The sequence below is a fragment of the Sorangium sp. So ce381 genome (assembly GCF_051473845.1).
GTDB lineage: Bacteria > Myxococcota_A > Polyangia > Polyangiales > Polyangiaceae > Sorangium > Sorangium atrum.
Genome location: NZ_CP150336.1, coordinates 3440415 through 3465900 on the forward strand (window position 1 = coordinate 3440415; position 25486 = coordinate 3465900).

15 protein-coding genes are annotated in these 25486 nt (G+C 70.1%); 9 read left to right on the forward strand and 6 right to left on the reverse strand.

Annotation, left to right across the window (positions count from 1 at the left end):
• Window positions 1–2: 2 nt before the first annotated feature.
• Entirely contained in the window at window positions 3–1313 is a 1311-nt protein-coding gene (locus tag WMF29_RS13125) for a thymidine phosphorylase (protein ID WP_437329155.1), read from the reverse strand.
• A gap of 146 nt (window positions 1314–1459) precedes the next feature.
• Here WMF29_RS13125 and WMF29_RS13130 point away from each other — a divergent pair, with 146 nt between their 5' ends.
• The 4 genes from WMF29_RS13130 (at window position 1460) to WMF29_RS13145 (ending at window position 7809) form a co-directional block, all read left to right on the forward strand.
• Entirely contained in the window at window positions 1460–2848 is a 1389-nt protein-coding gene (locus WMF29_RS13130) for a cytochrome ubiquinol oxidase subunit I (protein WP_437329156.1), read from the forward strand.
• On the forward strand, window positions 2838–3866 hold the full coding sequence (locus tag WMF29_RS13135; RefSeq protein WP_437329157.1) for a cytochrome d ubiquinol oxidase subunit II: 1029 nt from the start codon (window positions 2838–2840) through the stop codon (window positions 3864–3866). Before WMF29_RS13130 ends, WMF29_RS13135 begins: the two co-directional genes overlap by 11 nt.
• A gap of 300 nt (window positions 3867–4166) precedes the next feature.
• Window positions 4167–6032 carry an IgGFc-binding protein gene (locus WMF29_RS13140; protein WP_437329158.1) on the forward strand — a complete coding sequence of 622 codons (1866 nt, stop codon included), beginning with the start codon at window positions 4167–4169 and terminating at the stop codon, window positions 6030–6032.
• 343 nt (window positions 6033–6375) lie between these two features.
• Window positions 6376–7809 (forward strand): FG-GAP repeat domain-containing protein, encoded by a 1434-nt coding sequence (locus WMF29_RS13145; protein WP_437329159.1) that lies wholly within the window; start codon window positions 6376–6378, stop codon window positions 7807–7809.
• Window positions 7810–8014: 205 nt separating this feature from the next.
• On the opposite strand, the gene WMF29_RS13150 is transcribed toward WMF29_RS13145, so the two are convergent.
• The gene (locus tag WMF29_RS13150) at window positions 8015–8794 is read right to left on the reverse strand and encodes a formylglycine-generating enzyme family protein (RefSeq protein WP_437329160.1); all 780 of its coding nucleotides are present in this window, start codon (window positions 8792–8794) and stop codon (window positions 8015–8017) included.
• A 761-nt stretch (window positions 8795–9555) separates the two neighbouring features.
• On the opposite strand from WMF29_RS13150, the gene WMF29_RS13155 reads away from it, so the two are divergent.
• A complete protein-coding gene (locus WMF29_RS13155; protein ID WP_437331114.1) occupies window positions 9556–11286 on the forward strand; it encodes an OmpA family protein in 1731 nt (576 codons plus the stop codon).
• Window positions 11287–11440: 154 nt separating this feature from the next.
• Here WMF29_RS13155 and WMF29_RS13160 read toward each other — a convergent pair whose 3' ends face one another.
• Together WMF29_RS13160 and WMF29_RS13165 are read right to left on the reverse strand one after the other, a co-directional pair.
• Window positions 11441–15079: a PHP domain-containing protein gene (locus WMF29_RS13160; RefSeq protein ID WP_437329161.1), complete on the reverse strand. Its 3639-nt coding sequence runs from the start codon at window positions 15077–15079 to the stop codon at window positions 11441–11443.
• Between the two features lie 11 nt (window positions 15080–15090).
• Window positions 15091–16413: a porin gene (locus WMF29_RS13165; protein WP_437329162.1), complete on the reverse strand. Its 1323-nt coding sequence runs from the start codon at window positions 16411–16413 to the stop codon at window positions 15091–15093.
• Between the two features lie 217 nt (window positions 16414–16630).
• Between WMF29_RS13165 and WMF29_RS13170 the strand changes: the two genes are divergently transcribed.
• The 4 genes from WMF29_RS13170 (at window position 16631) to WMF29_RS13185 (ending at window position 23072) form a co-directional block, all read left to right on the forward strand.
• Window positions 16631–18310, forward strand: coding sequence for a hypothetical protein (locus WMF29_RS13170; protein ID WP_437329163.1), 1680 nt, complete (start codon window positions 16631–16633; stop codon window positions 18308–18310).
• A 215-nt stretch (window positions 18311–18525) separates the two neighbouring features.
• A complete protein-coding gene (locus tag WMF29_RS13175) occupies window positions 18526–20586 on the forward strand; it encodes a MopE-related protein (protein WP_437329164.1) in 2061 nt (686 codons plus the stop codon).
• Between the two features lie 143 nt (window positions 20587–20729).
• A complete protein-coding gene (locus WMF29_RS13180; RefSeq protein WP_437329165.1) occupies window positions 20730–21362 on the forward strand; it encodes a hypothetical protein in 633 nt (210 codons plus the stop codon).
• Window positions 21363–21626: 264 nt separating this feature from the next.
• On the forward strand, window positions 21627–23072 hold the full coding sequence (locus WMF29_RS13185) for a WYL domain-containing protein (RefSeq protein WP_437329166.1): 1446 nt from the start codon (window positions 21627–21629) through the stop codon (window positions 23070–23072).
• Between the two features lie 54 nt (window positions 23073–23126).
• On the opposite strand, the gene WMF29_RS13190 is transcribed toward WMF29_RS13185, so the two are convergent.
• Together WMF29_RS13190 and WMF29_RS13195 are read right to left on the reverse strand one after the other, a co-directional pair.
• Complete coding sequence (locus WMF29_RS13190) at window positions 23127–24512, reverse strand: KamA family radical SAM protein (protein WP_437329167.1); 1386 nt, start codon at window positions 24510–24512, stop codon at window positions 23127–23129.
• Window positions 24513–24739: 227 nt separating this feature from the next.
• A complete protein-coding gene (locus WMF29_RS13195; protein ID WP_437329168.1) occupies window positions 24740–25441 on the reverse strand; it encodes a transglycosylase SLT domain-containing protein in 702 nt (233 codons plus the stop codon).
• Window positions 25442–25486: the final 45 nt, after the last annotated feature.

Genomic DNA, 25486 nt, shown 5'->3' on the forward strand with positions numbered 1-25486 from the left:
GGCTACGCCTCGATCCGCTCCAGCACGAGCGCGGGCGCCTCGGCGGGCGCCGGGCCGAGCCGGAAGGCGGCGCGGACGCGATCGGCCGCGGCCCGCGCGTCGTCCGCCCGGCGCGCGTGGATGCGGGCGAGGGGCGCGCCGCGGTCCACGCGATCGCCGCGCACCGCGGCGAGCTCGATCCCCACGGCGGGGTCCACGCGCTGGTCGGCGCGCGTCCTCCCGGCGCCGAGCGCGACCGCCGACAGGCCGATCTCGAGCGGATCGACGGCGGCGACGTACCCCTCGTCCTGGGCGGCGACCTCGACAACGACGGGGGCGCGGGGCAGCCGGCCGGCGTCGTGCACCACGGCCGGATCGCCCTTCTGCGCCGCGATCATCCGCGCGAAGACCTCGGCCGCCGCGCCGCTCGCGATGGCGGCCTCGAGCTTCGGCCGCGCCTCGGCCGCGCTCGCCGCCGCGCCGCCGGCGATCAGCATCTCCTCGCCGAGGGCGAGCGTGCACGCGACGAGGTCGCCCGGCCCGCGGCCGTGCAGCACCTCGATCGCCTCGCGGGTCTCGATGGCGTTGCCGACGGCGCGCCCGAGCGGGGCGCTCATGTCGGTGAGCAGCGCGGAGACGCGCTTGCCGGCCGCGGTCCCGACGCGCACGAGCGCGGTCGCGAGGGCGCGGGCGTCGCCGAGGGTCTTCATGAACGCGCCGCGCCCCACCTTGACGTCGAGCACGAGCGCGTCGATGCCCTCCGCGAGCTTCTTCGAGAGGATGCTGGCGACGATGAGCGGGATCGACTCGACCGTGGCGGTCACGTCGCGCAGCGCGTAGATGCGCTTGTCCGCGGGCGCGATCCGCGCGGTCTGCCCGATCATGCACGCCCCCACCTCGCGGACGATGCGCGCGAACGCGTCGACGTCGAGGGCGACGTCGAACCCCGGGATCGCCTCGAGCTTGTCGAGGGTGCCGCCTGTGTGGCCGAGGCCGCGGCCGGACACCATCGGGACGGGGACGCCGCAGGCGGCGACGAGGGGGGCGAGGCAGATCGAGACCTTGTCGCCGACGCCCCCGGTCGAGTGCTTGTCGACCTTCCGTCCGGGCACGCTGGACAGGTCGAGGACGTCGCCCGAGTGGAGCATCGCGCGCGTGAGGGCGACGGTCTCGGCGTCGTCCATGCCGCGGAAGAAGATCGCCATGAGCAGCGCGGCCATCTGGTAATCGGCCAGCTCGCCGTCGCTGTGGGCGCGGATGATCCGCGCGATCTCGTCCTCGGCCAGCCGCCCGCCGTCGCGCTTCTTCGCGACGAGCTCGACAAGGGTCTGCATCGGCGTCGAGCTTAGCCGGGTTCGCCCCTATTTGTCCCAGGCGCGGGCCCCCCTATGGTCGGCGGGAGCGCGCGGACCGTCCCCGCAGGAGAGCGGACACGGCGCCGGTCACGGTCGCGCGGGAGAAGGGAGCCGCACTGGGCCTCATGAACAGCCTCCTCTATGCCCGGGCCCAGATGGGCCTGTCGCTGGCATTTCACATGATCTTCGCCGCCGCCGGGGTGGCGCTGCCGCTGATCATGGTCATCGCGGACGCGCTCTGGCACCGGACGGGCGATCGAGACTACCTCGAGTTCTCGAAGCGCATGGCGAAGGGGACGGCGATCCTGTTCGCGGTGGGCGCCGTGTCGGGGACGGTGCTCTCGTTCGAGCTCGGGCTCCTGTGGCCGAGCTTCATGGGGACGTTCGGAGAGGTGATAGGGCTCCCGTTCTCGCTCGAGGGGTTCGCGTTCTTCACGGAGGCGATCTTCCTCGGCATCTACCTCTACGGGCGCGGCAAGCTCTCGCCGAGGCTGCACCTGCTCTCGGGCGCGCTGGTCGCGCTGAGCGGCGCGCTCTCGGCGTTCTTCGTCATCCTGGTGAACGCGTGCATGAACCACCCTGCCGGCTTCACGATGGTCGACGGGCGCCCCGCGGACATCGACCCGGTCGCGGCGATGTTCAGCCCGCCGTGGAAGCACGAGACGCTGCACGGCATCCTCGCGTGTTATCAGGCGACGGCGTTCGTGATGACGGGGATCCACGCGCTGGTGCTCCTGCGGCACCCGTCGAGCCCGCTGTTCCGCAAGGCGTTCGCGGTGACGCTCGCGGTCGCCGGGGTGACGGCGCTGGCGCAGCCGCTCGTCGGTCACTATGCGGCGGTGGAGGTCGGGACGGGGCAGCCCGCCAAGCTCGCGGCGATGGAGGCGCACTTCGAGACCTCGGCGCGCGCGCCGCTCCTCGTCGGCGGCCTGCCCGACGTGGAGCGGGGCGAGGTCGACTACGCGATCGAGATCCCGGCGGGGCTCTCGGTGTTCCTGCACGCGGATCCTGACGCGGTGGTGCCCGGGCTGGATGCGGTCCCTCGGGACGAGTGGCCGCCGGTCACGGCGACGCACCTCTCGTTTCAGGTGATGGTGGGCGCGGGCTCCGCGATGGCGCTGCTCGCGGTCGTCGGGGCGGTGCTCGCGTGGCGCCGCAGGGGGATCCCGGATCAGCGCCCGTTCCTCTGGGCGGTGATCCTGGCGAGCCCGCTCGGCATCGTGGCGATGGAGGCCGGCTGGCTGGTGACGGAGCTCGGTCGCCAGCCGTGGATCGTGCGGGGCGCGATGCGCACGCGCGACGCGGTGACCCCGTTCCCGCACCTCGCGGCGCCCTTCTGGACGTTCACGGCGCTCTATGTCTTCCTCGGCGTGGTGGTGGTCTACCTGCTGGTGCGCCAGCTGCGCGCGGCGCCGCTCGGGGTGACGGGCGGCGGCGGCGGCGCGCCGCTCGGGGGGCCGGGAGGCGGCGGCGCGCCGCGCGCGTCCGGCGGAGGCGAGGCCGATGCGCACTGAGTGGTTCCTCGGCGGGGTGATGATGGCGGCGCTCGTGCTGTACGCGCTGCTCGGGGGCGCCGATTTCGGCGGCGGCGTGTGGGATCTGCTCGCCTCCGGCCCGCGGAAGCGGGAGCAGCGCGCGCTCATCGAGCGGGTCATCGGCCCGATCTGGGAGGCCAACCACGTGTGGCTCATCCTGGTCGTGGTGCTGCTCTTCACAGCGTTTCCTCCCGCGTTCGCGGCGATCTCGATCGCGCTGCACGTCCCCATCACGCTGTTCCTCGTGGGCGTCGTGTTTCGCGGCTCGGCGTTCAGCTTCCGCAGCTACGACTCCCGGGGGGATCGGCGGCAGAAGCGCTGGGGGTTCGTCTTCTCGCTCGCGAGCGTGATCGCGCCGGTGCTGCTCGGCATGATCGTCGGCGCGGTGGCGTCCGGGCGGATCCGGGTGGCGTCGGGGGTGGTGACGAGCGGCTTCTTCGCGCCGTGGCTCTCGCTGTTTCCGTTCGTGGTGGGGCTGTTCGCGCTGGCCCTGTTCGCGTTCCTCGCGGCGGTGTACCTGACGAACGAGGCGAGCGAGCCTGCGCTCGTCGACGATTTCCGGCGGCGCGCGCTCGCCTCCGGCTGCGTGGTGGCGGCGCTCGCGCTGGCGTCGTTCGCGGCGTCGTTCCGGGGCGCCCCGCTCATTCGAGAGGGGCTGATGGATCATCCGATCACGTGGCCGCTCCACGTCACGACGGGCCTCGCGGCCACCGCGGCGTTCTTCGGGCTGTGGACCCGCCGTTTCCGTCTGGCGCGCTTGGCGGCGGCGGCCCAGGTCACCCTGATCCTGCTCGGCTGGGCGGCCTCGCAGTACCCGTTCCTTGTGGTGCCGGACGTGACGCTCGAGGGCGCGGCGGCGAACCCGAGGACGTTGCGATTGCTTGTCTGGGTGCTCGGCGTCGGATCCGTGCTTCTGTTCCCTTCGCTGTACGTGCTCTTCCGCGTCTTCGGCAGCGGCCGGGCGGGGGCGGCGTCGGACGGCGACGACGAGCATTGAGCGGGAGTGGGGACGACGTACGTGGAAGTCGCGGTGGCCAAATTTGATGCACCACCTCACCTACCCGCACGAGAGGCGTGAGGACGGCTGGCTGAACAGTGGCTGTGTGTCCGTCCCGGCGCTAGGGGGCGATGGCGCGATGCCGGCGGCCCATTGCATTCCTGGGACCTGCAACCCGCTCTCGCGGCTCCCTCGAAAAAATGCGAACGCTTTCGCGGGCCTCCCCACGGCGGGCGAACCGTGTTACGCTCGCACGCGCGAAGTTTTCAGGATGCTTGTGGGGGAAGGAGCCCTGTAGAGATGGCGAACATGGCTAGATACCGTCGACACGCGATTGTGGGGTTACTTGCAGCGACAGCCGGTGTGACGGGCTCGTTCGCCGCGTGCACAGACTCGTACCGTCACGGGCTCACCGGCTCCGGCTCGGGCCCCACCGGGACCGGCGGCAGCAGCGGCACCGGCGGCGCGGGCGGGGAGGCGGGGAGCACGGGGACGTTCGGGGAGGGGGGGCGGTGCGATTCGACGTGCTCCAACGATCTGAAGAAGGTCATCAGCTGCAACGGGGTGACGCTGGAGACTTGCGAGCCGGAGGAGGGATGCCTCAATGCGCAGTGCGTACCGGACCCGTGCAAGGCGGCGCGGGAGTCGAAGAGCTCGTACGGATGCGATTACTGGGCGCTGAAGACGGCGCTGCGGCCGACCACGCAGGGCGCATGTTTCGCTGCAATTGTTGCGAATACGTGGAACTTGCCGGTTCACATCAACGTTGAGCGCGGTGGAGAGCAGCTTCCGGTTAACACCTTCGCCTACATTCCCGAATGGAACGAGCAGACAAAGAGCGTTTCTTACAAAAAGTATGCTGACACCAATGAGCTCGCCGCAGGGAAAGTTGCTGTCCTGTTCCTGTCGAGGTTGTCTGCTGGCGGCGGTATTGAGGACTGCCCAGCGCCCGGTGCGCTGGATGAGGAAACCGGCGTCCCGGAGTTTCCGGGCGAGCCAGTCACCGGTCGCGGAAAGGCCTTTCATATCACGACCGATTTCCCAGTCGTAGCCTACCAGATCCTTCCGTACGGCGGAGGTAAGGCGGCATTTACCTCGGCTACGCTTCTGCTTCCGACGAGTGCGTGGGATAGCAACTACGTCGCCATAAATGGTTACTCGGAGTCAGAGTCGCAGTCTCCGGCGTATAATGGAGCCTATCCTTCGTTGGCTATCGTTGCCCATGAGGATGATACTGCGGTTACTATCCTGCCCAAGGTGAGCGTAGAGGCGGGGGACGGCGTTGAGCCCGCGAACGCGGGGGAAGCGAAGACGTATGCGCTGAATGCTGGCGAATTCCTGCAGATTACACAGCGGGCTGAGCTGACCGGGAGTCCAATTCAATCCACCAAGCCTGTTGGCCTGTTCGGAGCGCATGCTTGCATGCTCGTGCCTGCGGGCAGTGATGTTCGTGATTGTGACTCTGGACAGCAGCAAATCGCGCCCGTTAGAGCTACCGGGAGCGAGTACGTCGCGGTTCGACACCGGAACCGAACGCAACAGGATGAGTCGCCGCCGTACCGAATTGTGGGCATGGTTGACGGCACGCGGCTCACCTGGGAGCCATCGAGGCCAGATAATGCACCTGAGGAGCTGCGGCTGGGCGAAGTGTATGAGTTTGCGACAGGTGAGCCTTTTGTTGTCAAGAGTCAGGATGCTAACCATCCGTTCTATGTCGGTCAGTATATGACGGGTGGTTCTCTCTTCGGGGGTATTGGGGATCCAGAGTGGGTCAATGTAATCCCGCCGTCTCAGTACCTCGATTATTATGCATTTTTCACCGATCCGACTTACCCGGAGACGAGTCTCGTCGTCGTCCGTACCCGATCGAGGGTGAATGGTGAATTTGCCGATGTTGAGCTGGATTGTGCTGGAAAGCTCACGGGGTGGACTCCTGTCGGTGACGGTAGCTACGAATATACTGTTGTTGATTTGATGACCGGGGAGTGGCAGTCGGTGAATGGGTGCGTGAACGGTCGACACGAGATGCGGAGTGAACTCCCCTTCGGCGTCACGGTTTGGGGATGGGGTGCAATTCAGCAAAATTATCGTGTTTCCTACGCATACCCCGCCGGTGCCGGATTCCTGCCCATCAACAATGTCGAGATCCCTCCCGTGGCAAACTAGTGCCGTCCCTTGACATCGGTGTGTTCGGTACGATTTTGTCAATGTCATGAGAACTCGTCGGTCCAATGTGGTCTTCGGGCCTGAAGTGGGATGGTTCGCCGTAGTCGTTTTTCTCACGGGCTGCAGCAAGATCCTCGGCCTCGACGAGTTCGTCGACACTCCTACCGATCCGGTGGCTGGCAGCGGCGGGGGGGTGGCGTCTGGCAGCGGTGGTAGTGGGGAGGCGACGTCTGGCGGTGGCGACGGATCGAGGGCACCGCCGACAGTACCCGTCCTGCGGCTCCCGAGGAACGACGCCTATCTGGGGGCCCAACGGAAGGCTGGTTCGCGTAGGCCCAGGTTTGTGTGGGAGGCGTCGACGTCGCCGTCCGGCGCTCCCATCGAGTACGAATTGCAGTATGGCACCGATCTAGGGGCGAATGATGCAGTCTCGGTCATTACCGAGCTTACGGAGCACCAGCCGGCAGAGGATCTGGAGATAGCTCTGCTTCCGCCCGTTGGGCGGCGATACTACTGGCGTGTACGCGCCTGCGTGCAGGGGAGCTGCTCAGATTTTTCGCGCGAGCGATGGGTCAATGTTGGCCGGACCAAGTGCGACTACAATGCAGATGGCTATGACGATGTCGCCATCAGTGCCTACGGTCGCAGTCCTACCAGAGGCGCCATATATTTCTACTACGGAACCTCCGGTGCGCAATTCAATCTGGATAACGATGGAGTCGTCTCCAGTCCCATCGGGGCCAACGATGGCTTCGGGACGTCTTTGTCGTGCGCCGGTGACGTCGATGGAGACGGGTATGCCGATGTGCTGGTTGCGGCGCCTTATAGAGATAAGGCGTTCGTGTATCGTGGCAGCAGTAGGGATCGGTTCGATTCGGATAGTTTTGATATCGATGGTAATTCGGTAGAGGGGTATATCGGGCCCTATATGGCACCTGCCGGCGACGTTAATGGTGACGGATTCGCGGATGTTATCGTCGGAACAACTGAGCGCTCTTGGGTGATTGCGTCTCTGTATCTGGGTGGCCCGTCGGGGCTCGATGCGCCGATCGAACTCGAGCTCGGCGAGCGCGTAGAGAACCGGGAGAACGCGATTTCTCTCGTTTCATCGGCCGGTGACGTCAACGGAGACGGGTTTTCCGACGCGATGGTGGTGTTTCACACATTGGATCGTGACATCGTGCGCGTCTATCAAGGAAACCCGGGCCGCGGGTTCGATTCCACGCCGAAGGCAGAGCTCGTAGACCCCTCCGGTCAATCCAGGTTTGTTACCTCGTTCGGTGCCGCTGGTGATGTCAATGGCGATGGATTTGATGACGTCATCATTGGAGTCGATAGAGATAATCGTGCGTATGTCTACCTCGGTGGATCCCAGGGGCTGGAGACGACGCCGAGCGTGACCCTCACGGGAAGTGACTCGTTTGGCGTGACGGTTGCGGCGGTTGGTGATGTCAATAATGATGGGTTCGATGATGTTGCGGTTGTCGACCGATCGCCCAAGGTGCTTCTGTATCTGGGTGAAGGTGAATCGAATCTGAGCGAGCCGGATGCCGCAATCTACAGGGATGCTATTGAAGACCGGACAGGGCAGCGTCTGGGGTCGCCTGGAGATGTCAATGGGGACGGCTACTCGGATTTCACGGTCGCCATGACGGAGCAGAATGTCGTCTACCTCTATTTCGGGCGCTCTGTGGTAGAAAGTCCTATGACTGAGGATGCCGTGATTTCGCAACCTTCGGATGATAGAGAGTTCGGCTTCGCCGTGGCGCACCGGTGAAGCCGACGTGCGCGCCGCGCTCGCCACCTTCCGCAGCGCTCCTCGGGTCTCGTGGTTCGACGCGCGAGACGTCTGCCGCCGGTGTGAGCAGCCTCCCGCCGGGGGCGGATCCGCAGGCGGCGGAACGTTCGCATCAACCTCTATTTACGGTCCTCGTACGCGTCTGTCAGCGCTGGCGCCCAAGGTCTCGGCCTTGGCGGTTTCGTTACTCACTCTGCATTTTTCTGGCGCAGCGCACGCCCTGGGTCCGGTTTGTGGGATCTTCGCTGTTTCTGAACGTCGTATCATAGAGCGTTACGATGGCATTCCCACCGCGAACCACGTATCCTGTTGAGCCCGAGCAGCCCTGGTTCGAGCAGTCCTCGCACGGCATCGGATAGTCTCCGCTGCAATCCAAGGTCCACTCCGAGACGTTTCCTAGCATATCGGCATGGCCCCACCTCGCATCGCCGGACGGCGAGAACGAGCCAACAGGCAGGAACGCGGCGACGCTGCATCCGCTGGAGGAGCCGTCTCCTCTGCACTCGTTGGCGGCGAACCCGCGCTCCCTCGAGGCGCCCCACGGATACACCCGCTGCTCCGCGCCGCCAGCGGCGGCGTAGTTCCACTCGGCCTCGGTGGGCAAGTAGCCCCCGTCCCATGCGCAGAATGCGAAGGCCTCGTACCACGTGACGCAATGCATCGGCCGGTGTTCGTTGGGGCCCCGCTCGGCGGTCCATGTCGGGTAGTACTGGCATTCTAGCTGTGCTTTGAGCTGCTCGGTGTTTGCGGTGAGCGAGGATGTCCAATCGAACTGCCACCCGCTATCGGTCACACCGGGACGCTCCCCGGCTCCCAGCGCCGGGGGATCTCTGCGCGTCCCCTTCAGCGCCTCCACGAACGCCCGAAATCGTCCTACCGTGACCTCGTATCTGTCGAGCCTGAAGTCGCCGACGGTGGCTGGGTAGCTCTCATCATTGCTCCTGTAGAACGTGCCTCCCGGCACGATGTCAGCGGCGCAGCAATCCGCGTCTCCGTCGGGCCCGCAGCTCACTCCCGTGCCAGGCGCGTCGCCGCCCTGGCAGCTCGTCGGGACGCACACGCCGCCGCGGCACCCCGGGAAGGGCGGCGCGCACGGCGCCTCCTCGACCCACGCGCCCCCTTCGCATTTCCGCGGCTTGTCGCCTGAGCACCCGCGCTCGCCCTCGGTGCATGGGACACATCGGCCCTTTGCACAGACTGGCGCCTCTCCGCTGCAAGGCCGCTGGGGAATCCACTCCCCATCCGCGCACTGCCGCGGCGTATCGCCGACGCAGTCGCGCTTGCCGTGCTCGCAACCTCCTGCGCCGGAGCTCGAGTCGCTGTGGCCGCCGGCTCCTTCTCCTCCAGCACTCGCCCGCGGAGCGTCCTTGAAGTCGTCGAGCCCGAGCACCAGGCCGCAGCTCGTCATCCCGGCCGCAATCGCCAGCGGAGCCATCCGCGCGCCCGCGGCGTGGCCCGTGCGCCGCCTTTTCACCGTCGACATGCGGCCCACGCTACACACCGTGCCGAGGCCGCGGAAGCACCGCGCGCCAGCTCGCCGCCTCAACTCCGCGCGCCCCGGACACAGCCGGCGGCTTGGGCGGCGGTCCTCGCACCTCCTGGTTCGACCCAGGAGACATCCTCCCCCGGCCCGAGTAGTCTCCCGCCCGGACGCCGGCCCGCATGCGGCGGAACGCCCGCGTCAACCTCGTTTTTCGAGCGTTGCTTGGAGGACAGCTCACCGTGATGGATCGACGAAACCTGCCGGGCCGTGCGCCGCGACGCCCGTCGCGCCTTCGCTGCGCGCTGACCGCAGCGGCCCTGGCCGCACCGGCCCTCGCCGCGCTGGCGCCCTCCGCCGCCCTCGCGCAGGACCGGACCTTCTACCTCGATCGCCTCAGGATGGCCGGCGCCCCCGACGACGGGATCGGCGTCTGGCGCCCGCACATGGGGGAACGGACGCGCTTCTTCGGGCAGCTCGGGCTGGGGATGTCGGTCCACCCGCTCCGCGACGACAACTACGTCGACAACCTCGCCGTCGAGGAGCGGATCGAGGGCGACGGGCCCGTCACCTCCCAGCTCATCACCTACCTGAACGCGGGCGTCGAGATCCTCGGCCGCGGCGCCCTCCAGGTCTCGTTCCCCATCGTCCTCTTCCAGGACGGCAACCAGACCTACCACCGCGAGATCGGCCTCAACCAGAGCGTCGACCTGAAGACCGCCACCCCGATGGACCTCCGGATCGACGCGCGCTTCGTCGCCCTGGAGCTCGACGAGCGCCGCTTCCGGCTGGGCCTCACCGGCGCGGTCTTCGTGCCCATCGGCAACAACTACTCCTTCGCCGGCGACCGGGGCGTGAGCAGCTCGTTCGGCCTCGGCGCCGAGTACGACTTCAAGGATTTCGTCGTCACCCTGAACACCGGCGTCGCCATCCGGCCGCGCGTGCAGCTCCACGAGCTCGTCGTCGGCAGCGAGCTCACGTACGGCGTCGGCGGCTACGTCCCGCTCCTCGACGGCAAGCTCCGCCTCGGGGCCGAGATCTTCGGCTCGTTCGGCCTCCTCAAGGAGACCGCGGGCGAGCTCGATGCCTCGCCCATCGAGTGGCAGCTCAACAGCAAGATGTTCCTCACCAAGGACAAGGCGGTCTACGTCGGCGCCGGCGTCGGCACCCGCATGAGCGGCGGCTACGCGCCCGATTTCCGGGGGGTCGCCCTCGTCGGCGGCTCGTTCGGCATCGCCGACTCCGACGCCCGCTCGCCCGGCTTCAACTACGTGATCACGGCGGAGAAAGACACCGACGGCGACGGCTACCCCGACGTCATCGACCTCTGCCCGGAGGATCCCGAGGACGGCAAGCAGCCCAAGCCGAGCGACGGATGTCCGGACATGCCCGATCGCGACGGCGACGGCATCCCCGACGTCGTCGACAAGTGCCCGGACGATCCCGAGGACAAGGACGGCATCGACGATCGCGACGGCTGCCCCGAGGAGGACGCGGACCAGGACGGCATCCCCGACGCCGAGGACAAGTGCCCGAAGGAGCCGGGGCAGGTCGTCGTCGAAGACCCGGAGAAGAACGGCTGCCCCTTCTACATCCGCAGGATCACGGGCTCCGCCGAGATCGAGATCATGAAGCAGGTCGAGTTCGAGTTCGACAGCTCCAGGATCCTCCCGCAGAGCTATCCGATCCTCGACGAGGTGGTGCGACTGCTCAAGGCGAACCCCGAGATCAAGCTGCTCAGCATCGAGGGGCACACCGACAACCAGGGCACCATCGACTACAACGACCGGCTCGCGCACAACCGCGCCATCGCGGTCAGGGTCTACCTGATCAACAAGGGCATTCAGTCGGAGCGGCTCACCTCCGTCGGCTACGGCTCCCGCCGGCCGCTCGTGTCCAACGACACGCCGGACGGCCGGCAGCGCAACCGGCGCGTCGAGTTCCACATCAAGTCGCAGTCGATCGAGGGCCGCTAAGCTCCGGCCGGAGCGGCCGGCCGACCCTCCCCCGAGATCAAGCGACGTTTGCGTGCACGTGCCCCGTCATGTGCACGCAAACGTCATCTCCTGAGCGCCGGCCGAGTTCGGCCCGGCCACGCGGGCGCGCGTCGGCGCTCCTGGGGACCGGCGTTCAGTCGTCGCGGTGCGCGAGCGCCGGGCGACGATGGTCGCACTTGCCGGGGATCGGAAAGCCGCAGACCGCCTCTTCCGTCAGGCAAACCTGCTGGGCGGGGCACTGCTCCGGATCGAGGACGTCCGGATCGCAGGGGCGAGAGCAGAAATCGGGCCTCGCCAGCGGGGCGTCGTAGCGGCCGTCGCCGTCGACATCGATGTAGATCGGGTTGGTGATCGCATAGGGCGGGACCGGCGACCAGTCGGGCACCGTCGGCGTGGGCGCGAACAGGGCGCTGAGCGCGGGGATCCTGCCGAACGCGTCGCCGGCCAACCGGGACAGCTGGATCTCACCGAAGGGGACGTCCAGGGAGACAGGGCTCATGAGGTTCCTGTCCTCGAGCCCCATGGCGATGATCACCACCCAGGAGTCGCGATCCGGCGCCGTGAAGGTGACCTTGCCGCGCACGTCCACGATCGCGCTCGGCGGCATGGCCGGCTCCAGCAAGCGGACCATCCGGCCGTTCAGGTAGATCTCCACCCGATCGACGCCGAACCAGCTCGCCGTCTGGACGTCGAACAGGAGCTCGAGCGACTCCCCGGCGCTCGCCGCCGCCACCTCACCATACGTCTTGCCGCGGATCGTCGCGCGGATGAAGGGGCCGTACGTCGCGAAGGCGTGCGCGCCCCGCAAGCTCTCGACCGCAGCCGGCGCCTCGAGGGCGGCAGGGGAGTCGGTCGCGCTCCGGAAATAGGTCCGCGGGAAGCCCGGCTCCTTCGACCCGTCGTGGCTGTCGCTGCTGGCGATCTGCGCCGGCGCGAAGCCCCGCTCGAGGTAGCGGAAATAGTCGTCCACCTGGCCCGCGCGGTACGTGCACGGCGCGTCGCGCGCGTCCTCGGGGACCGGATCGCCGCCGAGCGCCGCGGGCCCGCAGAGCTCCTGGCTGTCGGAGGTCGTTCCGGAGAAGCCCCAGTTCTTCGCCTGCTCGTCGGGCGTCCGGGCGAGGATGCGCTTCATCAGCGCCCAGGCGAGCTCGGTGCGGGCGCGGCGCTTGCAATCGGAGAAGGCGACAGCGGCGGCAGCCGCGCCTGCGCCGGAAGCGCCGCCCGGCGCGGACGCCGCCGCGCACGGCGCGCGCAGCCAGCCCGCCACCTCGGGGCACGCCGCCTCGATCTCGGCGGCGCTCCCGGCGGCGTTCAGCCGCGCGAGGCAGCGGTTCCAGTCGACGACCTCGGCCACGCTCGGCGTGCGCACCAGATCGAACCGCTTGCCGTTGATGACCTCCATCGCGTCGAACGCGCAGCTGGCGGTCCGGAAGACGGGGTTGTTCTCCTCGAGGAACGTCGGCGTCCGGCCCATCGTGTACGTGTCGACGCCGAGCTGGTCGATGTAGCCGAAGAAGCCGTCGCGCGGGTGCGCGACGATGGTCAGCGGCGCCACCGTGCCGTCGCCGGAGGTCCGGATGGCGTCGAGGATCCCCCCGCCGGGCTCGCACGTCCAGTCGTGCGCCCCGTGGCCCGGGACGTCGAGCTCGTCGTACTCGAGCGGGAACCCGATGAAATGCCCCTGCTCCAGCGTGGTGATCTCCGCCCCGACCGCCGTGGCGAGGTGAGGCGCGAGACCGAGCGCGCGCGCGGTCGGCCGGTAGTCCGTCTCGACGTCGTGGTCGGTCGACACCGCGAGCTCCACGCCCTCCGCCGCCACGGTGGCCACCCGCCGCGGCAGCGCCATGCCGCTGTCGAAGCTCGGCTCGGAGTGGAGGTGCATGTCGGCCGACATCCACCCGCTCGTGTCGACCTCGCGCACGAGCGTTGCGTCGAGCTGGAACGTGCGGCCCGGCGCGAGCGTGACGTCGCGCTCCACGTAGATGCCGTACTCGATGCCTCGCGACACCGTGATCCGGTATCGCCCCGGCTCGATCTCGACCTCGCCTTCGCCGGTGGCCGTGACCTCGACGGCGCGGTTGCCGTTCCCGAGCCGCCCGTCGCCGAGGTAGACCCTGCGCCGGCCGTCGCCCGGGAGCCTCCGCCCCGCCTCGTCGAGCGAGGCGAAGGCGAGCTTGGCCGGCACCCGCTGGCCTGCCTCGTCCGCGACGCGGTAGCGCACCCTCGCCGGCGCGGGGAGGCGCGGCGACACAGCGACCTCCTGTCCGGCCCGCAGGCTCACCCGGGCGGGCGCCGACATCGCTGTCCCCGCCGCGTTCCTCGCCACGAGCAGGTAGCTGCCGGGCGGCAGGGCGCCGCGGAAATCACCGTCCTCGGACGGGTCGAGGCCGAGATCCGCGTCGATCTCGTCGATGAGGCCCACGTCGCCGCGCGCCTCGCGGTTGGCCGCCACGAGCTCGTCCAGCGAGGCGAACGGCCGCGCGGGATCGGGATCGGCGAAGACGAACACGCGGGCGTTCGGCGCGGCCTCGAGGGTGTCCTCCCAGAGCACGTGGCCGCTGACCGCGCCCGTCGCGGTCCCGCGGAGCCGGTGCATCACGCCCGTCACGCTCGAGACGTCGCCGTCGCCCACGGCGAGGTAGCGCTCGTAGCTGAACGCGCGGTGGGCGTCGCACGCCGCGTCGTCCTCCTCGCTGAACAGGCACGATCGGCTGGCGGACACGAACGCCGTCGCCGCGCTCGCGAAGAGGGGCACGTTGACCACCGATGGCGCCGCGCCCTCCTCGGCCTTCGTGAAGTAGCCGTAGCTGACGTCGCCGCCCGCCGCGGCCACGAAATCGAAGGTGAGCGGCGCCTGGAAGGAGTTTCGCCCCGCGTTCCACGCGTCCTGGACCGCCGTGTCCTCGTCGAAGCCCGCCCCGGGCGCGAAGACGTCGTTCTGGTTGCCGAAGAACACGAAATCTCCCGCGACGATGCCGGCGCGGCGCGACGACGCCTCCTGCGCGGCCTCCGGCGGATCGCCGAGGATGCCGCCGAACACCGAGACAGGGGCCGTGGCGTTGTCCAGCGGCAGGACGTCGCTGCACGCGCAGGTCAGGCAGCCGCCCGGATCCTGCCGAACCCCGTTCGGGCACGGCGCGCAGCTCCTCTGGGGCTCGCAGCCGGGCGGCGGCCTGTCGTCGAGCAGGAGCACCGTGCGCACCGTCACGAACCGATCGCCCGGGTGAAGGAGGTAGTCTGTCCGGAAGCGGATCCTGGAGCGGACGTCGGGGAAGAAGAGGCCGAGAAGATCCTCCTGCGCCCGGAGCAGGCCTATCGCCTCGAACAGGAACTCCCCGTCTCCCTCGACGCGGATCCCGGCCTCTGCGCCGTCGGAGCCGTCCGCGAGCACGGAGACGTCGGTCGCCGTGGGGTCGGGCACGATGAGGTTGGCGAGCGAGAACATCTCCGCGAACCGGTCCCGCCCCTGGCCGCCCTCCTCACCGATCCGGCCGCGCCGCCGGTCGACGTCGACGATGGCCCCGCCGAAGATCCCCGGCCCAGGCGAGTCCCGCCCGCCAAGGATCGCCACGCGGATCTGGTCGTTCTCGAGGAGGAAGTCGCCGATGTCCGCCATCGCCACCGGGCCGCCGACGAGCTCGGCGCGCTGCTCTATCCGCTTGGCGCGGAGCAGCCGATCGCCCCCGCAGCTCGGCAGCGCGGGGGCGGCGAGCGCGGCGGCGGCGAGCGGGACGAGCGCTACCCGGGTGAGCGAGCGGTGGGTTCGCCGCACAGAGATCTCCCCTACAGCGAGAGCTGGAGTTGCAGGAGGAGCGCGTCGTTCGAGAGCGACAGCCCGCCGAGCTCCTCACGATGCGTGTATTCGAGCTGCGCCTTCACCAGATCGTCGTACGCGTGGTAGCTGACGCCGCCGGTGAGCACGAGGTTGTCCCCTTCATCGTCGATATCCAGGTTGGGGTCGATCCACTCCACCCGACCCGAGACACCGAGCCTCCGGGCGATGAGCATGTAGCCTGCCTCGAAGACGAGCGCGAGCGACGAGACCGAGGTGATCTGGGCGATCGGCTGGGTGGGCACCGCCTTGGGGCTCGCCCCGGTCCAGAGCACCTCGCCGAGCGCGTGCAGCCCCGCGGCGTGCACCAGGACGTCGGCGCTCGCGCCATAGAGCGCGCGCGCGCCGCCGTCGCTGAAGAAGCCGTCGGCGCCGACCCCGAGGCGGAAGGGCGAGCGGGCGACGTCCTGGAGCGTACGGCCGAGCGATCCCTGCGGCTCGGTGGCGACCCGGCCGGCGACGGCGATCCCCTCGAAGCGGTTGCCGAGGGGAGCGAGGCTCTCGGAGGGGCCTGCGTAGAACTGATCCGAGCGCTGGAAGGCGTTGTAGACGCCCGCGTGACAGCTGAAGGCGCGGTCCTGGAAGTGCCCTTCGGCCTGGATCCCGACCTGCGTGAACGGGGCGATCGCGCGGACGGCGAGCGGCCGCTCGGCGAGGGCGCCGTCGCCGGCGCCGGTCATCGCCGAGCGCGAGAAGGGCACGGTGCGCGCGCCCGCGATCACCTCGAACGCGCGCGCCGCCGTGACGCCGGCCCACGCCTCGTGGATTCGCGCCGTCCCCTCGTCGTCCCCGGCGAGCTCCGTGGAGATGGCGAACCGCACGAGCCCCGCGACGTCGCCGCGCAGCCCGGCGCGGACCCGGCGCAGCCGGAAGCCGGGCCGCTCGGCGCTGTCGCCGGCCTGGCTCAGCGCGTCCTCGCCCACGTAGGGCGCGGCTTGCAGCGCGAGCAGCGCGATCGGCGCGATCTCCAGCGGCCCGAGCGCGACCCGCACCCGCTCCCGGAAGCCCGGCGGCAAGAGGTCGCCGCGGTCGCCGCTCGCGGGCGCCGGCGCCTCGCGCGGCCGCGGCTCCTGCGCGGGCGCGCTCGCCCGAGCGGCCGGCGCCGCTGCGCCTTCCGGCTCGCCGGCCGCCTCGACCCCTCCTGCCTGCGCGTCGCCCGGGCTCGCGACCGCGGCGGCGGGCTCCTCCGCCGCGGGCTCGGGCTCCTGCGCGCGCGGCGTCGCGGCGGCGAGCAGGACTGCGGCGCCGCCTGCGACGCGAGCGAGGTGCCTCATGGATTCAGGTCTCCTGGAGGGCTGCCTGGAGCGCCCCGTGCCGCTCCGGATGGCCAGTGGTCGTCACCTCGCGCCGTGTCCACGCGGCGAGGTGCCCGGGAAACTAGAGGAAGACACGCGGCGCTGCAATCCGCGTGGCGCGCTGTGCTAACGCTCGCGGCCTACCCGCTCCTCGTGCAGCAGCGGAGGGAAGGGGAGCGCCACACTTCTTATGGAAATGCCCGGTTCGAGCCCGCCCGACAGCGATCCCGCGCCGCGGGCCGACGCGTCCGCCGCCCCACCACCCCGACCTCCCGGCGCGGCGGCGCCTCCCGCGGTCGGGAGCGAGGAGCGCTGGTCGAGCGACAGGGCGTTCGTCGCGACGTTCGTGCTCCTCGCCGTCGCGGCCGTCGTGCCGATATGGCGGGTGCGGTTCCTGCCGCTGCTCGATCTGCCGAACCACCTCGCGGCCGTCCATATCTGGCACAGCTTCGATGAGCCGTGGACGCGCTTCAGGGACTTCTACGAGCTCAGCCTCCGCCCGGCCCCGTACGGCGCCTATCACATCCTGACGCACGTGATCGCCTATGCCGTCGGCCTCGAGAACGCGAATCGCGTCGTGCTCTCCGGTTATGTGCTCGCCATCCCCGCGGCCGCGCTCGGCTGGGCGCGCCGGACGCGGCGCAGCCCCTGGCTCTCGGTCCTCACCTTCCCGCTGGCCTTCAGCCTCTCCTGGGCGTGCGGCTTCCTGCCGTTCCTCGTCGGGGTCGCGCTGCTGCTCGTCGGCGTCGTCGCGCTGGACACCTACCTCGATCGGCCGAGCCCCGGGCGCGGGGTCGCCGTCGCGCTGCTCAGCGTCGGCTGCGGCCTCAGCCATCCGCTCATCCTCTTCGGCTATTACGTCTGCGTCGCCGTGCTGATGCTCTGCCACCTGCCCCGGTGGTCGCGGATCGCCGTCGCGCTGCCGCTCTTCGCGCCCGCCGTCGCGCTCGTCCTCTGGCAGCTCGTCGCCTTCAAGAGCCCCATGGTCGATCTGCGGAGCGGCCCGCGGTTCCAGGGCGTCTGGGTGCCATGGCACGAGATGCTCCGATCGTTCCCCGAGTACACGCTCGACTCGGTATCGGGTGATCTCGACACCCGGCTCTTCTGGGTGCTCGTCGCGGTGGCGTCGCTGCTGGGCGTCTCCGGCGTCGCGCGCGTCGCGCGCGTCGCTCGGCGCTTCTTCCCTGGCCGCAGCCTTCCCGCGCGCGAGCCGGCCCCGCCTGCCGGCTCGTTCCTCGACCGGTTGCACCGCCATCGCTCTCTCGCCCTCTGCGCGGCGATGGCGCTCTGCTATTTCCTCGTGCCGCTGCACCTGGCTCGCCCCTTCGACTGGTGGTTCGTGAGCGGGCGTTTCTCGCCGTTCATCTGCTTCTTCGGCTTCCTGGCCATCACGGCGCCGCTCCAGGGCCGCTCGCGCCTCCTGATGGCCCCCGCCGCGGCGGCGGCGCTCGTGCTGCCGCTCCACCTCTCGGAGAAATATGCGCGCTTCGACGAGCGGGTCGAGCCGTTCGCCCGGATGGTGGAGCGGATCCCGCCGGGCGCCGAGGTCCTCTTCTTGACCCTGCCTCCGCGGACCGATGAATCGCTGATCATCGAGGGCACGAACCACTTCTCGTCGTGGGTGCAGATCCTGCACGGGGGCTTCAGCGCGGACGGCTGGCACAACGTGGGTTTCCCCTTCACGCTGAAGCGTCGTCTCCCCGCGCCGCCGTCGAACCGCGGTGAGTGGTTCAAGCCGGATGTCCATGGCGTTGCGTACGATTACGTGATCCTCCGGAACGAGCGACCGGATAAACCGCTGTTCACCGCGGCGCACCCCTCATTTCGCCGGATCGAGCGCGATGGCGCCTTCACGCTGTACCAGCACACGCGCTGAGCGACGCCCCGGTCGCACCTCCGCTCGGCGCGGTCGAGCGCGTCGCGGCCGTGTGTCGCGTGTTGCCGAACACCCGGCGCGCATCGGTGATGTCCAGGCGAGGCGCCTCATCCCCGCCGATCTGCCGTCGTTCCAGGCACCGACAGGGTAGTCTACGATCCTTGCGGTCGGCCACCCCTCGGGTGCGTCGCGCCGAGGAGGGGAGCCGCTTGCCGATGTCGACAAGAACCCGCGCAGTCCGTCGCCGCCCGCTGGCCTGGAGCGGAGGGCTCGCCGCCGCGGTCGGGCTCGCGCTGGCGTCCGGTGTCGCGCCGTCCTGCGCCGGCGCGGCAGGCCCCGACATGCCGCGAGGAGGCGGAGGCGAGGGCGCTGCCGATTGTCCGGCCGACTGCGCCGCGGACCCGACCGCCCCGCTGTGCGACAGGGAGACGGGCGCCTGCGTGGCCTGTCTGCCCGGCCCCGTCGCGTGCCCGCCCGGTCATTATTGCGATCCCGAGGCGAAGCGCTGCCTGGCCGGCTGTGAAGCCGAGTCCGACTGCGCTGCTCCGCTCACCTGCGATCCAGCGAAGCACGCCTGTGTTGCCTGTATCGTCGACGGCGACTGTCCCCTGGGCGCGCTGTGCACCGGAGAGGGCGAGTGCGTTCAGGGCTGCTCGGCGGCGCACCCGTGCGAGAGCGGCGCGGCGTGCTGCGATGGAGTCTGCCGGGACCTCCAGACGGACGCGCTGAGCTGCGGCATGTGCGGTCGCGCCTGTCCGGAGCTCTCGCACGCCGGGATCGGCTGCGTCTCGGGCGCGTGCGCGCTCACCGCCTGCGAGGACGGGTTCCTCGACTGCAACCACGACCCGGCGGACGGGTGCGAGCACGATGAAGCAGAGCGCGGGCGCTGCTCGTGCACGCCGGGCGACACGAGGGCGTGTTACGAAGGACCGCCCGGCACCGAGGGGGTCGCCCCCTGTGCCCCCGGGATCTCCACGTGCAGGCCGAGCGGCCTCTCGTGGGGGCCGTGCCTCCACCAGGTGCTGCCGGCGCTCGACGTATGCGCCGACGGCGTCGACAACGACTGCGACGGTACCGTCGACAACACACCCGATCAGGACGGCGACGGGTGGACGATCTGCGATGGCGATTGCTGCGACTCGCCGTCGGACGGCTGCAGCGCCCCGGCCCTCGTGAACCGGGGCGCGTTCGAGGTGGCGGGCAACGGGATCGACGACGACTGCGACGGCGTGGCGGACAACACCGCGCCTTGCGACGCCGGGCTCACGAGCGACTCGGCGACCGCGCTCGATTACGCGAAGGCGATCGACCTCTGCGTCACCACGACGGCGAACCCGCCGTCGCGCTCGCAGCGCACGTGGGGTGTCCTCTCCGCGAGCTTCCACCGCGCCGACGGCGCCGGCGCGCCGGTCGCGGCCCAGCGGTCGATCCGCCAGGGCTTCGGCTCCGGCATCGCTCCGCTCCGGGGCGCGCGGCTCGCTGTGCTCTCGACCGGCGTCGCCGCGGCCGAGGCGGCGCCGAACAACACGAGGCCGAGCTTCGCCCCGTTCCAGGGCGGCCAGGACATGGGGACGTCGAGCACGGTGCCCGCGGACTGGCTCGACGCGAACGGCGACAACCTCCCGAACGCGCCCGGGTGCCCTGACCCGCAGGGCGGCGCGACGGCCCACGATCCCGTGATGCTGAAGCTGCGCGTCCGCGTGCCGACCAACGCGAGCGCGTTCAGCGTCTCGACGTTCTTCCTCTCGTCCGAGTACCCCGAGTGGGTGTGCAGCCGCTTCAACGACTTCTTTCTGGCGCTCCTCGACTCGACGTTCGAGCCCTTTCCAGGCGAGACGGCGAACCCGGCGGACGGCAACCTCGCCTTCTATGACCCGCCGCCCGCCGGGGCGCCGGTCTACCCGCTGGGCACGAACCTCGCGTTCGGTGGCACCGGGCTCTTCACCCAGTGCGTGAACGGACCGACCGGGTGCGGCGGCGGCGCCATCCCCGGCACGACGACCACCTGCACGAGCATCGCCCAGCTCCGGGGGACGGGGTTCGATGCCACGAGGCCGCCCGCCCAGTTCGACGGTGAGCCCGGCTGGTGCGGATCGAGCGAGCGCGCGGGGGGCGGGACCGGATGGCTGGTCATGCACGGCAATGTCACCCCAGGTGAGATCATGGAGCTGCGCTTCGCACTTTGGGACACCGGCGATCCCTGGAACGATTCCGTGGCCCTCCTCGACAACTTCCAGTGGTCGACGTTCGCCTCGACGCCCGGCACGCGCGAGTGAAGCGCCGCGCAGCGCGGGGGCGCGCGACCGCAGCGGACGGACGGCGACCCGATTACACTGCGCGGCGCACCGAGGACCGCGGCACGCATCCCTCGGCCTCGCGCTCGTCAGGAGCGCTTCCGTTCATCACCCAAGGAGACTGCATGAGGAGAACGATCACGCCGCTCGCGCTGTTGCTCGCGAGCCTGTCTTTCGCCACGCTCGGCTGCGATAGCAAGGGGAGCGACGCGACCCCGGGGGCGGTGGCCGAGGGCAAGCCGACCGAGAGCGCCGCCCCTGCGGCGACGACGGCCGCGCCGGCGGCGACGGCGGCCGTGCCGGCCGCGGCGACCGCCGAGCCGACGGCCGCTGCGTCGGCCGCGCCGGCGGAGACGGCCGCGGCGACCGCCGAGCCGGCGGAGACGGCCGCGCCGAAGGCGACGGCCGCTGCGTCTGCCGGCGCGGCCGCGGGACCAGCGTCGACCGGCGCTGCGCAGGCGGGCGAGAAGAAGTTCGAGTGCGGCGCGAAGGGCCAGAAGCTCTGTCCGATGCAGGCCTGGATGAAGAGCACGATGGCCTCCGCGACCTCGAGCGGCGACGCCGCGAAGATCGCGTCGGCGCTGCAGTACGTGGCAAGCAAGCCGCCGCCCGGCATGGGCAGCTGGGTGGGCATCTCGAAGGCCGGCATCGCCAAGGCGAAGGCCGGCGACGTCGACGGCGCGAAGGCGAGCTGCAAGCAGTGCCACGACCTCTACAAGGAGCAGTACAAGAAGACGATGCGCGATCGCCCCTGGTGAGCCGCCCGCAGGCGGCGCGGCGGACCCGCTCCGGTTCGCGCCGCTCGCCGCAACGCCCCCGCGGCTCAACGCAGCGAAGTTCCCGTAACCGAACGACATTTCGCGGTCTCACGGCGCCCTCGCGAGCGCTGCGCGCCGCTTCCGCGAACGCCGCGAGCGGCGAGCGTCGCAGCCGCGCGCCCGGCCCGCGATCGCTGCTGGGCCGGCAGGGCGCGGGACAAACATCTTGGACGGGCGGGGGTGATGCGATAGAGCGCTGATCTGATGGCGCGCGCTGCTCGCACAGGCCCCGGGGGTGCCCATGCGCCTGCCACCTCGTCGACTCGCGCGCGGGGGGCCGGCAGATCGAGCGGTGCAGCGGCTGGTCCGCGCCCGCGCGTCGGCCAGGCCGCCGACCCGTTCTCGAGCGGCGCGACGCCGCCCTCGAAGCCGCGCGCGGGCGCGGCGCCGCGGCTCACGGGGGACACGGCCCTCGACGTCAGGTCGAGCACGGCGGCCCCGCCCGCGCCGAGCGTGCGCCCTCCAGCGGCGCCGAGCGTGCGCCCTCCAGCGGCGCCGAGCGTGCGCCCTCCAGCGGCCCCTGCGCGGGCGGACGCGGGTGCTCCAGCGGCCGCCTCGAAGAGGCCTCCTCCGCCGGAGGACGACGATGACGACGACGATGACGTGCGGGGCGGCGCGCAGCGCGGCCGGCCGCGAGGCCCGTTCACGCAGCACCGGCGCCTCGACTCGCTGCGCAGCCTGCTGCAGAAGCACCCTGCCGGCCTGACGATCTACGATCTCGCGCGCGAGCTCAACGTCACGCCGCGCTCGCTCCGGCGCTACCTCGTCGAGGTCAAGCGCGAGCTCGATCTCGTGTCGGTCGCCACGCGCCCCGGGGGCCCTCGTCTCTGGCGGCTGTCTCCGAGCGAGGCGCCCCGGCGCGTCGAGGTGCGGCGGACGCAGGCGTACGCCCTGCTCGCCGCCCGCCGGCTGTTCGAGCCGATGCGCGGCTCGACCCTGTTCGAGGAGATCGACCTCGCCGCGCAGCGCCTGCTCGGCGTCGCGCGCAGGCCTGGGCGCGGCCCGAACGCCGGCGTCGCCGACGCGCGGCTGGAGGAGCGCTTCCTCTATCTCCCGTTCGCCCCGAAGGACTACGCCGCGCGCACCGAGGAGCTCGACGACCTGTTCCAGTCCGTCGCCGACCTGCGACCCCTGCGGTGCCGCTACCGCCGCTCGCGGGACGGGCGCGAGGAGCGGGTGCTCATCCACCCGTACGCGCTCGTCCTCTACAAGGACGCGATCTACTGCGTGGGCCTCCACGTGGGGCGCGGCGAGGTGCGCACGTTCCTGCTCGATCGCATGCGCGACACGGAGTGCGCGGTCACCGAGCGCTTCGAGCTGCCCCCGGATTTCTCGATCGACGACTACTTCCAGGGCCAGTTCGGCATCTGGCGCGGGGGCGAGCCCCGGCGCGTCGTGATCGACTTCGACGAGCGCGTGACCGAGTTCGTGCGGACGCGCAAGGTGCATCCCTCTCAGGAGATCACGCCGCTGTCCGGCGGCGGCGTGCGGCTCACGATGCTCATCGGCGACATGACGGAGCTCGCGACGTGGGTCCTCGGCTTCGGCGAGACCGCGCGCGTGGTCGAGCCGCCCGACCTCGTGGACCGCGTGAAGCGCGAGCTCGCCGGCGCGCTCGCCCGCTACGAGGAGCCGCCGGCCGAGGTCTAGCTCCGCGGTCCAGCGATCCCCTGGCAGATCGCTGACCCACGGAGCCGACCCGCCTCAGCGCGAGGCGTTGAGCGCCTCATCGATCATCTTCTGGTGCTCCGCCGGATCCGCCCAGCGGGCGCGCCCCTCGGGCGGGAGCTGATCGATCGGATCGAAGTACGTGTACCGCTGCCCCGGCTTCACGCTCGGCGCCTCGAACACCGAGATCCCGGTCGTGCGGTCGTAGTGCTCGAACGAGTGCGCGTCGCGCTTGCCCCCGCCGCCGGGCGCGTCGACGACGAACGTCGGGGTGTTGAACCCGGCGGTCGACCCGCGCACGTGCTTCTCGATCGTGAGCCCTGTCGCCAGCGTGGTCCGGAGGTCCTCCACGCCCCGGACGAGGTCGTGGATGTAGACGTAATAGGGGTGCACGTGCACGTGCCCCAGGCGCTTCACGAGCAGCTTCATCGTCTCGGGCGTGTCGTTCACCCCGCGCTGCAGCACGGACTGGTTCCTGACCGTGATCCCCCGCTCGAAGAGCTTGTTCATCGCGTCGCGGGTGATGCCCGTGATCTCGTTCGGGTGGTTGAAGTGCGTGTGGATCACGACCTCCTTGTGCAGCTTCCGGCCGAGCTCGACCGTGCGCGTGACCGCGTCGATCCACTCGTCGTCGGTCAGGATCTTCTGCGGCATCACGGCCGGGCCCTTCGTGGCGAGGCGGATGCGCTGGATGTTCGGCATCCTGAGGAGCGTCTCGCCGATCGCGCCGAGCTGCTCGGGCCGCAGGTTGTACGCGTCGCCCCCGGAGACGACGATGTCCTCCAGCTCGGGGCGTGACGCGATGTACGCGTAGGCCCGCTTCCAGCGCTCCTCGTCGACCTTGAAGTGGGTCTTCTCGACCTCCTCCGTGTCGATGCCCACCGCGTAGCTGCGCGTACAGAAGCGGCAGTACACGGGGCACGTGTCGAGCGGCAGGAAGAGCGCCTTGTCGGCGTACCGGTGCGTCAGCCCGGGGACGGGCGCGTCCGCGCGCTCGTGCAGCGAGTCGAGCCCGAGCTTCGGGTGATCCGGCAGGAAGCGCGAGGCCAGCGGGATGAACTGCGTACGGAGCGGATCGCCGTACGGATCGTTCCAGTCGATCAGAGAGAGCATGTACGGCGAGACCCGGACGCTCATCGGCGCGCGCGCGAAGCCCTCGGTCGCGTCCCGGATGAAGTCGTCCGACACCATCCCGCGCAGCGTGTCGAGGAGCTTGTCGGGGCGGGTGATCGACTTCTTCGCCTGCCACCGGTGGTCCATGAACTGCTCGTCGGTCACGTCGGCGTAGGCCGGGATCCTCCGGAAATCGGGCAGCTCGAGCAGGTTCGCGTGATGGAGGGACGCCGGGTCCACCGGCGGCTTGAGGGGCGCGATGTCGTGGCTTCGCTTGGTGAGTTCGATGAGGCTCGAGGTGGTCGTCATGTCGTGGACCCTTGCTCGCGCGGAGCAAAGAGAGCGTCGAGGGATGGCCGCGTGCCTGCGCCTGCGCGTCTCGGGGCCTGCCCGGGAGAGGCTGCGGCAGCGGTTCCTGGGAGCGTAGCATCGCGGTACCCCGTCGGGGGCGATGTGCGCCGCTCGTCGCCGAAGGCGTCTCCGGCGGGCAGGCGGGCGGTTGGTTGGCGTGTATACGCGCGCGGCGGGCGAGCCGGTCAGGGCTCGATCGATGCGACCGTGGTGTCCCGGGTCGTGCGGTAGCGCGCGTAGTAGGTCCGAACGCGCGTCACGTAGGCCTGGGTCTCTGCGTACGGCGGGATGCCGCCGTGCCTCATGACCGCCCCTTCACCGGCGTTGTAGCCGGCGATGGTGAGATCGAGATCTCCGTTGAAGAGGTTGGCCAGGATGCGCAGGTACCGCGTTCCCCCGAAGATGTTCTCTCGCGCGTCGAACGCGTCGCGCACCTGCATGCGGAGCGCGGTCTCTGGCATCAGCTGCATCAGCCCCCGCGCGCCGACGGGCGAGACGGCCCGTGGATCGTAGTCGCTCTCGCACTTGATCACCGCGCGGACGAGCTCCTCGGGGATCTGGTAGAGCGCCGCGGCCTGCCGGATCCACGCGTCGTAGCGGCTGAAGCGCTCGAGCGATTTGTCGCTCGGCGCGACGGGCGTCACGCCGGCGCGCGCCGAGGAGCGGCGCCCGTCGCCCTTGATGTACAGCTTGAACCGCGCGTCGCCGGTGGGGCGGTTCGCGAAGTGCACCGTCCCATCCGCGTCGGTGTACGTGAAGATGTCCGCGAGCGCGCTGCCCGGGTGCAGCGCGAGGACGGCGAGCCCGAGCGCGGCGGCGAGGGCGCGCAGGGGCACGCGAAGGGAAGGCCCGGAGGTCGGCGGGGCAGGCATCTCTCGGTTCAGCATAGGTTGCGATCGTCCGCTCGCGCAAACCGCACCGTATCGGCGGAA

Coding starts and splice junctions, on each gene's coding strand:
- WMF29_RS13185 (WP_437329166.1), top strand. CDS start 21,627: ATGGCGCGCGCTGCTCGCACAGGCCCCGGGGGTGCCCATGCGCCTGCC.
- WMF29_RS13135 (WP_437329157.1), top strand. CDS start 2,838: ATGCGCACTGAGTGGTTCCTCGGCGGGGTGATGATGGCGGCGCTCGTG.
- WMF29_RS13195 (WP_437329168.1), bottom strand. CDS start 25,441: ATGCTGAACCGAGAGATGCCTGCCCCGCCGACCTCCGGGCCTTCCCTT.
- WMF29_RS13175 (WP_437329164.1), top strand. CDS start 18,526: ATGTCGACAAGAACCCGCGCAGTCCGTCGCCGCCCGCTGGCCTGGAGC.
- WMF29_RS13155 (WP_437331114.1), top strand. CDS start 9,556: ATGGATCGACGAAACCTGCCGGGCCGTGCGCCGCGACGCCCGTCGCGC.
- WMF29_RS13140 (WP_437329158.1), top strand. CDS start 4,167: ATGGCGAACATGGCTAGATACCGTCGACACGCGATTGTGGGGTTACTT.
- WMF29_RS13190 (WP_437329167.1), bottom strand. CDS start 24,512: ATGACGACCACCTCGAGCCTCATCGAACTCACCAAGCGAAGCCACGAC.
- WMF29_RS13165 (WP_437329162.1), bottom strand. CDS start 16,413: ATGAGGCACCTCGCTCGCGTCGCAGGCGGCGCCGCAGTCCTGCTCGCC.
- WMF29_RS13130 (WP_437329156.1), top strand. CDS start 1,460: ATGAACAGCCTCCTCTATGCCCGGGCCCAGATGGGCCTGTCGCTGGCA.
- WMF29_RS13170 (WP_437329163.1), top strand. CDS start 16,631: ATGCCCGGTTCGAGCCCGCCCGACAGCGATCCCGCGCCGCGGGCCGAC.
- WMF29_RS13125 (WP_437329155.1), bottom strand. CDS start 1,313: ATGCAGACCCTTGTCGAGCTCGTCGCGAAGAAGCGCGACGGCGGGCGG.
- WMF29_RS13180 (WP_437329165.1), top strand. CDS start 20,730: ATGAGGAGAACGATCACGCCGCTCGCGCTGTTGCTCGCGAGCCTGTCT.